The 3,187-nt window shown below is 66.6% G+C and carries 3 protein-coding genes; all 3 read left to right on the forward strand.

Annotated features, from left to right (window positions below; genetic code table 11):
• Window positions 1-389, forward strand: a 389-nt coding sequence (locus AB1609_19290; GenBank protein MEW6048587.1) for an ATP-binding protein, incomplete at its 5' end; no start/stop codon positions are given.
• Between the two features lie 80 nt (window positions 390-469).
• Complete coding sequence (gene istA / locus AB1609_19295; protein ID MEW6048588.1) at window positions 470-2,044, forward strand: IS21 family transposase; 1,575 nt, start codon at window positions 470-472, stop codon at window positions 2,042-2,044.
• A gap of 731 nt (window positions 2,045-2,775) precedes the next feature.
• A complete protein-coding gene (locus tag AB1609_19300; GenBank protein MEW6048589.1) occupies window positions 2,776-3,114 on the forward strand; it encodes an ATP-binding protein in 339 nt (112 codons plus the stop codon).
• Window positions 3,115-3,187: the final 73 nt, after the last annotated feature.

Here is a 3,187-nt window from a genome sequence, read left to right on the forward strand (position 1 = left end):
CGGCGTGCCGGGCGGGGTACAAGACGCGGTTCTACACGGCGGCGAACTTGGCCAACCAGCTCCTCGAGGCCAGGGCCAACCACGCTCTCTCGCGGATCGAGAGGCTGTGGCGCAAGCTGGACCTGGTGGTGCTCGACGAGTTAGGCTACGTGCCCTTCTCGCGCGAAGCGGCCCAACTGCTCTTCGCCATGATCTCCGCAAGGTACGAGCTGGGCAGCTTCATCGTGACATCCAACCTGGACTTCTCGCGGTGGACGGAAATCTTCGGTGACGAGGGGATGACGGCGGCCATGATAGACAGGCTGGTTCACCGGGGGCACATCTTCACGACGACGGGAGACAGTTACCGGTTCGCCAGGAGAGCTTGCGAAGGAGCCGAGAGACCATGACCTAATCATGCCCGGGTGGGTCCCATTTCAATGACCGCACTGGTACACATTTCCCTTGCCAAACCCAGAAGGAGCCCAAGGTGGCACGGAGGGAGTTCACTGTGCGCGACATCGTCGAGGTCTTCGAACACTGGCAGGCAGGAAGAAGCATCCGGGCCATCGCCAAGAGCCTTGGCCTGTCCCGCAACACGGTGCGGAAGTACGTCAAGGCGGCCCAGGAGGCGGGCTACACGCCGGGGGTGCGCCGTTCTCCCCAGGAGTGGGCGGAGTTCGTGCGCCAGCACTTCCCCCGCGCGGCCGATGACCGCCTCCGCTACGGCAGCTTCGCCAGAATCGAGCCCCACCGGGAGCGGATCCGGAAGGACCTCGCGGAGACCGGTGCCGTCAGCGTTGTATGGCAGCGCTTGCGGGATGAGGCAGGGCTGGACGTAAGCCTGAGCACCTTCCGGCGCTACGTCCAGGTGGCGCTCGGTGGAACCGTCTCTCCTGCAGACGTGGTGATCTGGCGGCCGGAGGTGCCCCCGGGGGAGGAAGCCCAGGTCGACTTCGGCCGGCTGGGCTTCTGGCGCGACCCCGTCACCGGCAAGCGCCGCATGGCGTACGCGTTCATCATGGTGCTGACTTACAGCAGGCACATGTTCGTGCGGGTTGTCTTCAGCCTGGACTCCCGCACCTGGCTCTCCTGCCACGTGCTGGCCCTGCAATTCTTCGGGGGCGTCCCCCGCCGCATCGTCCTGGACAATCTGGCCGACGGCGTCCTCAAGCCGGACATCTACGACCCCAAGTTCAACCGAGCCTACGCTGAGCTCGCTCAGCACTATGGGTTCCTCATCGACCCCTGCCGGTCGGGGCATTCGAAGGACAAGCCCCGCGTGGAAAGGAGCGTGCGCTACGTACGTGACAATTTCTGGCGCGGGAGAGAGTTCATGAGCGATGGCGAGGCCAACCGGGAGGCGGTGAGGTGGTGCCTGGAGGTGGCGGGCCGGAGGATCCACGGGACCACCCGGCAGCGCCCCCTGGAGCTGTTCGAGCGGGAGGAACGAGCCCACCTGCTCCCCCTGCCTGCCGAGCCCTGGGAGATGCGGGAGTGGACGACTGCGAAAGTGGCGCCGGACTCCCACTGCTACGCGGCCAAGGCTTTCTACTCGGTCCCCTGGCGGCTGATCGGTTCGGAACTCCAGGTCTGCGTCAAGGAGAACACGGTGCAGTTCTTCAAGGGCGAGGAGATCGTGAAGACCCACCCGCGGGTGCCTCCGGGCAGGAGGCAGACGGACCTTGCCGACCTGCCCGAAGACCGCATCGCCTTCTTCCTGCGCACGCCCCAGTGGTGCCTGAAGCGGGCCGGGGAACTGGGTCCTCACGTGCAGGAGGCCGTGGCCCAGGTGCTGTCGGTGAACACGCTCTACAACCTCAGGCAGGCCCAAGGGATACTGCGGCTGGAGGAAAAGTACGGGGCCAAACGCCTGGACGCGGCCTGCGAGCGCGCCCTGGCCTACGGCGACCCCAGGTACCGCACGGTGAAAAACATCCTCGCCAACGAGATGGACGGGCGGCCCATCGACGTCAGGCAGCAGGATGGCAGCCGCTCGGTGGGGGCGTTCCTGCACGGCCAGCAGTACTTCGCCCTGCCGGCGGTCGAGGAATGCTCAGGGTAGGAGGAGAGGTGGATGCGCAGCCATTTCCCGGACACAAGCGCTGGAGGTCGCCACGATGGGGTTCTCGCGCGCGGCGGCCCGGAGCAGGATGCAGAGGGCTTGGCCGGCCGTGCGCTTTTCGTGGCAACTGCTGTTCCGGGAACGCCTCCTGGTAACGCGGAAGCCCGGGAGGCACGCGGTTTCGCAGGAAGGAGCGGCATAGGGGCTGTGGAACACCGCCGCCCCGCAGCCGGCCCGGGCGCGCACCCAGCCACCCTGCGCGTCCCCGGGTGTGCTGGCGGTGAGAGCAGCTGCGGGCATCTCGACGGAGACCACACTCACGCGGGGGACGTTTTCCCTGGCGCCAGGGGCCTCTTCCGGGTTCCCGGGGGCGGCGGCCGCTGTGAGAGGCCGGACGGGGGCGTTGCCGAACCTGGTAAAGCGCTTTTGCTCCCTTTCCGGCCCACCCGGGTACCGGTGCGCGGCGAGGAGGGCTTTCAGAGGCCATCGCGCGGCGGTGCAGGCCTGCCGGCGGTCGGGTCTGTGACCCCGCGGACGCCCAGGACGCACGCCGGCAAGCAGGGCACGGCTGGTCGGCTGGTCGCTTGCCCCTGCCTCGGCAACCGGTGGGAAAGGCGTCAGCGATCAGAGTGGGTGGCGGGCCCCGGATGGCTCACCAACGCGCCACGCGGGATCGTGTACCCGCCTGGGGTTGCTTTTCCACGCCGAATCTCAGCGAGGAGAGTGAGAACATGAAGGTGCACCAACTGGAACCCAAACTTAAAGCCCTCCGCCTGGGAGGTATGCTGGAGTCCTTGGAAATCCGCCTGGAGCAGGCCCAGAGAGGCGAGTTGGGATACCTGACCTTCCTGGAGATGCTGCTTGAGGACGAGATCACCCGGAGGGCCCAGAAGGCGCTGTCGCGCCGGCTCGTGCGGGCGCACTTCGAGGAGGTCAAAACCCTGGCGGACTTCGACTTCTCGTACAACCCGAAGATCCCCGCCGCCACCATCCGGGACCTGGCCACCTGCCGGTTCGTCGAACGCAAGGAATCAGTGCTCATTTACGGCCCGGCCGGCCCCGCGACATAATGCACCACCTCGCTACATTGGCTCCAGATCTAGCTTTTGCTGGTGTGGGTGACCTGACGGCGGACGCTTGTGC

Source organism: Bacillota bacterium (assembly GCA_040754675.1).
Lineage (GTDB): Bacteria > Bacillota > Limnochordia > Limnochordales > Geochordaceae > Geochorda.